Below are 7,155 nucleotides of genomic sequence, written 5' to 3' on the forward strand. Positions count from 1 at the left end.
GAGGCTTTGCTGTTCGTCTTCTCATTCATTCTTAAACGACGACAGGTCTCCCGGCAGAAGATGCGCTAAAAAAGAATGAGAAGAAAAACACGGAGGTTTGCATAGCAGGTTGTCCCTGGAAGATGTTTTCCGAGAGTAACTTTTGCGCCAGGGCGCGTCAACTAAAAACGCGCCCTGCGGGCGCGTTCGGGGAATCTCAGGTTATTCTGTTTCAGCCGGAATAATGTCTTTTACGCTGGCTGAGGCGCGTCTTGCCTCACCTTTATGCTGAACCTTATTCAGCTGGCGTTCAAGTTTGCTGAGCAGGTCATTAATGGCGGCATACATATCTGTGTGTCTGCCGGTCGCGACCAGCGGGCCATTGGGCGTATTTATCGTCGCATCGGCGACAAATTCTTTTGGCTCTTTCGACAGCACGATATGGGGATTAATCAGCTGGGTTTGCCACTTCTCCAGTTTGGTCAGACGGTCTTCAACATGGTTGCGGATAGCGTCGGTAATTTCCATTTGTTTACTGGTGATGTTCATAATCATCGCACTTACCTCTCTGTTGTTACCATCGTGTGACATTCAGATTAACGGCTTCAGTTAAGAATAATGTGATCTGGATCACAAAATAAAGTCACTTTTTGTTAATTAGCAAAATTCCTAAGCTGCGCGGAGAAAAGTACAGATAATGATTGAATACACCATTATTACCGGCCATTATTGGTAGGATCAGGAGACGCTGGTCACCGCGCTCCTCCATGATTCTGAGGTCCTGACCACGGGGCGTGAGGTCCTTATTCCCGTCTCTGGGATAGCTTAGGATGCAGGATAGAAATAGTGTAAAGGCTTAATCAGAGGGGCAGAGATGACGTCGTTTGATGAAAGGAAAAAAACAGCCATTCGGATTTTAGAAGAAAAACAGGTATGGCAACCTCATCGCACACCACTTCTGATGAAGTTCTTATGGGCCAGGGGAGTGCGGATCCCTCCTTTCCCGGTAGCCCCCTTCTGGCTAATCGCCCTGCTGGCAGCGCCGGGATTTGGTTTGCCCTGGGGGATGTTCATGTGGTTTTTCGCCTGGCAGAAAGCAGGTTACACGATAACCGCGGCCTTGATTGCGGGTAGTGTGGCGGGACTCTTGTTCGGCTTAATGGCGGCAGGTTCACACCTGTACCGCAGAAAGGTAAAAAAATTGCCGGAATGGAAAAGCCTTTAATCCCGAAAGAGGCATTATCCTGCCATCAGCGCGTGTGAAGAAAAAAGCCCTGGCGACTGAAACCGTCAGGGAAAGAAGTACAGCAAGTCCCCGACCCATGCATTAATCCTCCTGCTTACGTGCAATGTTTAAGACCTCTGTGCGTTTCTGCGGCCTGAGCAAAGAGCTTCTTAAGCCCCGGGATCGTACGTCTTGCCATGACTGGCATCTGCTTCGCAAGCGAAAGAGGCCACAGTCAGCGGAACAGTATAATTGTGCCTCTCTGACAGGGCTCCCGCCCCATCAAATCTGTTGCCGGGAGAAGCACAACCCACGGGATTACAAAAAAGCAGCCACGATGGGCTGCTTTTTTCGTCGTACTCCGGGGGAGGATGCCCCGAATCAACGCTTCTGGTTATCCGCGATGATTTTGGCCACTTTATCGGCCTCGGTGTTGAGTTGCATCTTACGGTAAGCATTTTCCATCAGCGGAAGTGCCTGGCGGGTCGCCTCAGTATCTGCATAGTTTGTCAGCATGTCCTGTGCCCGGTTAACAACCGCGACATAAGCCCCTCTTTTGGTATAGAATTGCACCACAGAAAGTTCATGTTTAGCCAGACGGTCTTTTAAAGCCACCAAACGCAGTCTGGCATCAGCGGCGTACTGACTGTTCGGATAGCTCTGCAGCAGTTGAGAGAAATCGGTAAATGCCTGACGGGCATAGGCCGGGTCTCTGTCAGAGCGATCGATACCGAAGAAGTGTTGCACTGCTGACTCATCCATCGCCATGTCGGTCAGACCCTTCATATACATGACATAGTCAATATTAGGATGTGTCGGGTTCAGTCGCATAAAACGGAGGATGGTGGCCTGGGCCATCGGCATATCCCCGTTTTTATAGTAGGCATAGATCAGATCAAGCTGCACCTGCTGAGAATACGGACCAAACGGGTAACGATTATCCAGTGCTTCTAACTGGGTAATGGCAGCCCTGAAGTTGCCGTCCTGCAGTTTTTGCTGGGCGGTTGCATAGATCACCGAAGGCGGGTTGTCCGGGACAATGTCTTTAGAGCCGGAGCAACCTACCAGTGCCAGGCCCAGAGTGGCAACGGCCACCAGATGTTTCATACGCGTCATGACGAAATGATTATCCTCAAAGGTTTAGCGGAGGCTTTCTGTGAAGCGTCCATTGATGATCAGCTAAGATAGCACATTATAGTAAACGGCTTTGCCGTGAAAACCCAACGTTAACGAAAGAAGCTTATATGGCACAACAAGTACAACTCACCGCGACAGTCTCCGAAGCGCAACTTGGACAACGCTTAGATCAGTCTTTAGCGGAATTGTTCCCTGATTATTCACGTTCACGCATAAAAGAGTGGATTTTACAGGGTCGGGTCACCCTGAATGGTATCCCGGCCACCGTTCCTAAGGAAAAAGTCCTCGGTGGTGAACGAATCACTATTGATGCCGAAATTGAAGAGGAACTTCGCTGGGAACCTCAGGATATCGCGCTCGAGATCGTTTACGAGGACGATGACATTCTGGTGATCAATAAGCCGCGCGGGTTAGTCGTTCATCCCGGTGCCGGTAACCCTGATGGTACGGTATTAAACGCATTATTACATTATTATCCTGCCATTGCGGATGTTCCGCGGGCGGGGATTGTGCATCGTCTGGATAAAGATACCACCGGACTGATGGTCGTAGCCAAGACCGTACCGGCGCAAACTCACCTGGTAGACGCGTTACAACGTCGTGAAATCACCCGTGAATATGAGGCGGTGGCTATCGGAACCATGACGGCCGGAGGCTTTGTTGATGAGCCTATCGCCCGTCACCCGACCAAACGCACCCATATGAGCGTACACCCGATGGGCAAACCGGCGGTCACCCACTACCGTATTATGGAGCATTTCCGTGCCCATACCCGGTTACGTCTGCGTCTGGAAACCGGTCGTACCCACCAGATCCGTGTGCATATGTCTCATCTCAGTCATCCGCTGGTCGGGGATCAGCTGTACGGCGGTCGTCCACGTCCGCCGAAGAATGCCTCAGAAGAGTTTATTTCTGTCCTGCGAGGATTCGACCGTCAGGCGCTCCATGCCACGATGTTACGTCTCTACCATCCGATCACCGGGATTGAGATGGAATGGCATGCGGCATTGCCGCAGGATATGGTCGAATTAATCGATGCACTGAAAGCAGATACGGAACTACATAAAGACGACATGGACTGGTTATGAGTTCACTGATTATTCCGGAGTGGCCGGCACCGGCGAACGTCAGAGCCTGCTCGACAACCCGAATCGGGGGTGTCAGTCAGCCGCCGTACGACAGCCTGAATCTGGGGGCACATGTTGCCGATGATCCTGCACATGTCCGCCAAAACCGTCACCTGTTGTGTGATCTCGCCGGCTTACCGGCGATGCCGCTCTGGCTTAATCAGGTTCACGGAACCGATGTCGTTACTTTACCGCAGGCCGAAGGTTCTGTTCCGCAGGCCGACGCCTGCTATACCCGGGCAGAAGGGCAGGTTTGCGCAGTGATGACGGCAGACTGCCTGCCGGTGATCTTCTGCTCCAGAGACGGGCGGGAGGTGGCTGCAGCCCATGCCGGCTGGCGGGGGTTATGTGGCGGTGTTCTTGAAAGCACGCTGGCAACGTTCCGCAGTCCGCCGGAAGATATCCTGGTGTGGCTGGGCCCGGCCATCGGCCCGCAGGCATTTGAGGTCGGCCCGGAAGTGCGCGATACGTTTATTGCCCACGACCCCGCAGCGGCAGAAGCCTTTATCCCTGTTGAGCAAAAGTATCTCGCGGATCTCTGGATGTTAGCCAGACAGCGTCTCTCCCGTGCCGGCGTCATTGCCGTCTATGGTGGCGGGCGTTGTACCTATTCCGAACCCAGGGCTTTTTTCTCCTACCGCCGGGAGAGCGTGACCGGACGTATGGCAACTTTGGTGTGGCTGGTATAATCTTAGCCGCTGGACGATCCTGTATGTGTAATTTTTCTTAGTTTTCCGGGTTATAAAACTTGAATATTTGAGGGATTGGCCTCATTTAATCTCCTGTAGCATTTTGACCTTTAACAGGAGGAATTATGCGTCTGGATCGTCTAACCAATAAATTCCAACAAGCGCTGGCTGATGCTCAGTCACTGGCACTCGGCAACGACAACCAATTTATCGAACCTCTTCACTTAATGAGTGCTCTGCTGACTCAGGAAGGGGGATCGCTGACTCCTTTACTTACTTCTGCCGGGCTGGACGCTGCCGCTCTGCGGGAAAAAATAACACAGTCAATCAAACGACTTCCTCAGGTTGAAGGCAGTGACGGCGACGTCCAGCCTTCCGCTGATCTTATCCGCGTACTCAATTTGTGTGACAAGCTGGCACAAAAGCGCGGTGATACTTTTATTTCATCTGAACTTTTTGTTCTGGCTGCGCTGGATTCACGCGGAGCTCTGGCGGATATTCTGAAATCGGCCGGAGCAAACAGCGACAAACTCATCAGTGCCATAGAACAGTTGCGTGGGGGCGAAAACGTGAACGAACAGGGTGCTGAAGACCAGCGTCAGGCATTAAAGAAATACACCATCGATCTGACCGAACGGGCAGAGCAGGGGAAACTGGACCCTGTCATCGGTCGTGATGAAGAAATCCGTCGCACGATCCAGGTCCTGCAGCGGCGTACCAAAAATAACCCTGTCCTGATTGGTGAGCCTGGCGTCGGTAAAACGGCCATCGTGGAAGGACTGGCGCAGCGTATTATTAACGGTGAAGTCCCGGAAGGCCTGAAAGGTCGCCGCGTGCTGGCGCTGGATATGGGGGCGCTGGTCGCCGGGGCGAAATATCGCGGTGAGTTTGAAGAACGCCTGAAAGGGGTCCTCAATGATCTCTCCAAACAGGAAGGTAATGTTATCCTGTTTATCGATGAACTGCACACCATGGTGGGGGCCGGTAAAGCTGATGGTGCGATGGATGCCGGTAATATGCTTAAACCTGCGCTGGCGCGCGGTGAACTGCATTGCGTCGGGGCGACCACTCTGGATGAATACCGTCAGTATATAGAAAAAGACGCGGCACTGGAGCGCCGGTTCCAGAAAGTGCTGGTGGATGAGCCTACGGTCGAAGATACCATCGCTATTCTTCGCGGCCTGAAAGAGCGTTATGAATTGCATCACCATGTACAAATTACGGACCCGGCTATTGTCGCGGCGGCTAATTTGTCACACCGGTATATCGCTGACCGGCAACTGCCGGATAAAGCTATCGATTTGATCGATGAAGCCGCCTCCAGCATTCGTATGCAGATCGATTCAAAACCTGAATCACTGGACCGGCTGGAACGACGGATTATTCAGTTAAAACTGGAACAACAGGCACTGAAGAAAGAATCAGATGATGCCAGCGTTAAGCGTCTTGAGATGCTTGAGAACGAGCTAAATCAGAAAGAACGCGAATATGCGGAACTGGACGAAGAGTGGAAAGCTGAAAAAGCTTCGCTGACCGGCACGCAGAATATTAAAGCGGATCTGGAACAGGCACGTATTGCACTGGAGCAGGCGCGTCGTACCGGTAACCTGGCCGAAATGTCTGAACTGCAATACGGAAAAATTCCGGAACTGGAAAAACAGCTTGCCGCTGCGACCCAGGCTGAAGGCAAATCGATGAAGATGTTGCGTAACCGCGTGACGGATACAGAGATTGCCGATGTGCTGGCGCGCTGGACCGGAATTCCGGTCGCCAGAATGCTGGAAGGGGAGCGTGACAAACTGCTGCGGATGGAAGAGGCATTACATGATCGTGTTATCGGTCAGAATGAAGCCGTGGAAGCGGTCGCGAATGCCATCCGCCGTAGTCGTGCGGGGCTGGCGGATCCCAACCGTCCGGTAGGGTCTTTCCTGTTCCTGGGGCCGACCGGGGTAGGTAAAACCGAACTGTGTAAGTCTCTGGCGAACTTCCTGTTCGACAGCGATGACGCCATGGTGCGAATCGATATGTCCGAATTTATGGAGAAACATTCGGTATCCCGGCTGGTGGGTGCCCCTCCGGGGTATGTCGGATATGAAGAAGGCGGCTACCTGACCGAAGCTGTCAGACGACGTCCTTATTCTGTGATCCTGCTCGATGAAGTTGAAAAAGCGCATCCGGACGTCTTTAACATTCTGTTGCAGGTGCTGGACGACGGACGACTGACTGACGGACAAGGGCGTACGGTTGATTTCCGTAATGCGGTCATCATCATGACGTCGAACCTGGGATCAGACATGATTCAGGAACGTTTTGGTGATCTGGATTACGGTGAGATGAAAGCCCTGGTCATGAGTGTCGTCGGCCAGCACTTCCGTCCGGAATTCATTAACCGTATCGATGAAGTTGTGGTTTTCCACCCGCTGGGGGCAGAGCATATTGCTTCTATTGCACGTATCCAGTTGCAAAGGCTGTATCAGCGTCTGGAAGAACGTGGCTATCAGTTGCACATCTCTGATGATGCGCTGAAGTTATTGGGTGAAACCGGCTTTGACCCGGTATATGGTGCGCGTCCGTTGAAACGGGCTATCCAGCATGAGATTGAAAACCCGTTAGCCCAGCAAATTCTGTCCGGGCAACTGGTTCCCGGAAAAATCATCGAAATGGATGTCAGAGACGGGGAAATCGTGGCGCATCAGTAATCTGATCGTAAGAAAAAACCGGAAAGCGGACGTTTATCGTCCGCTTTTTTTATGAATATCATCGGTTTTGTGCTTTTTTAACCCGAAATGGCTGAAAAAGCGACACTCGGCAATTTATTTGAAATAAACCCTTGTCAGAAAAAATTATCTCCCTATAATGCGCTCCCACTGACACGGCAAAGCGCGATGCGCAGCGGCGTGACAGGGGCTGAAGCGATTCGGTCCGGGAGAAAAAAATCACGAAATAGTGGTTGACTCCTGAGGTGAAAAGCGTAATATACGCCACCTCGCAACAGCAA

The 7,155-nt window shown here is 52.0% G+C and carries 6 protein-coding genes and 1 other annotated feature (1 of these 7 running past the window's edge); of the genes, 4 read left to right on the plus strand and 2 right to left on the minus strand.

What is annotated here, in order from left to right; genetic code table 11:
* Window positions 1-104: a sequence feature (Phe leader region), on the minus strand (it extends 22 nt beyond the left edge of the window).
* Window positions 105-201: 97 nt separating this feature from the next.
* Entirely contained in the window at window positions 202-534 is a 333-nt protein-coding gene (gene raiA / locus ABD035_RS16700; RefSeq protein ID WP_212714627.1) for a ribosome-associated translation inhibitor RaiA, read from the minus strand.
* A 319-nt stretch (window positions 535-853) separates the two neighbouring features.
* Here raiA and ABD035_RS16705 point away from each other — a divergent pair, with 319 nt between their 5' ends.
* Window positions 854-1,204 carry a DUF6404 family protein gene (locus tag ABD035_RS16705; RefSeq protein WP_343871252.1) on the plus strand — a complete coding sequence of 117 codons (351 nt, stop codon included), beginning with the start codon at window positions 854-856 and terminating at the stop codon, window positions 1,202-1,204.
* A 381-nt stretch (window positions 1,205-1,585) separates the two neighbouring features.
* Here the strand turns inward: ABD035_RS16705 and bamD are convergent, their stop codons facing one another.
* On the minus strand, window positions 1,586-2,320 hold the full coding sequence (bamD, locus tag ABD035_RS16710; protein WP_343871253.1) for an outer membrane protein assembly factor BamD: 735 nt from the start codon (window positions 2,318-2,320) through the stop codon (window positions 1,586-1,588).
* Between the two features lie 128 nt (window positions 2,321-2,448).
* Between bamD and rluD the strand changes: the two genes are divergently transcribed.
* The 3 genes from rluD (at window position 2,449) to clpB (ending at window position 6,856) form a co-directional block, all read left to right on the plus strand.
* Complete coding sequence (rluD, locus tag ABD035_RS16715; RefSeq protein WP_212714630.1) at window positions 2,449-3,429, plus strand: 23S rRNA pseudouridine(1911/1915/1917) synthase RluD; 981 nt, start codon at window positions 2,449-2,451, stop codon at window positions 3,427-3,429.
* The gene (gene yfiH, locus ABD035_RS16720; protein ID WP_343871255.1) at window positions 3,426-4,157 is read left to right on the plus strand and encodes a purine nucleoside phosphorylase YfiH; all 732 of its coding nucleotides are present in this window, start codon (window positions 3,426-3,428) and stop codon (window positions 4,155-4,157) included. Before rluD ends, yfiH begins: the two co-directional genes overlap by 4 nt.
* A 125-nt stretch (window positions 4,158-4,282) precedes the next feature.
* A complete protein-coding gene (gene clpB, locus ABD035_RS16725; protein ID WP_343871257.1) occupies window positions 4,283-6,856 on the plus strand; it encodes an ATP-dependent chaperone ClpB in 2,574 nt (857 codons plus the stop codon).
* The last annotated feature ends 299 nt before the right edge of the window (window positions 6,857-7,155 follow it).

Source organism: Tatumella terrea (assembly GCF_039523755.1).
Lineage (GTDB): Bacteria > Pseudomonadota > Gammaproteobacteria > Enterobacterales > Enterobacteriaceae > Tatumella > Tatumella terrea.

What these genes read in the sequence shown, in the direction of transcription:
- clpB (WP_343871257.1), top strand. Translation starts at nt 4,283, where the DNA reads ATGCGTCTGGATCGTCTAACCAATAAATTCCAACAAGCGCTGGCTGAT.
- raiA (WP_212714627.1), bottom strand. Translation starts at nt 534, where the DNA reads ATGATTATGAACATCACCAGTAAACAAATGGAAATTACCGACGCTATC.
- yfiH (WP_343871255.1), top strand. Translation starts at nt 3,426, where the DNA reads ATGAGTTCACTGATTATTCCGGAGTGGCCGGCACCGGCGAACGTCAGA.
- bamD (WP_343871253.1), bottom strand. Translation starts at nt 2,320, where the DNA reads ATGACGCGTATGAAACATCTGGTGGCCGTTGCCACTCTGGGCCTGGCA.
- rluD (WP_212714630.1), top strand. Translation starts at nt 2,449, where the DNA reads ATGGCACAACAAGTACAACTCACCGCGACAGTCTCCGAAGCGCAACTT.
- ABD035_RS16705 (WP_343871252.1), top strand. Translation starts at nt 854, where the DNA reads ATGACGTCGTTTGATGAAAGGAAAAAAACAGCCATTCGGATTTTAGAA.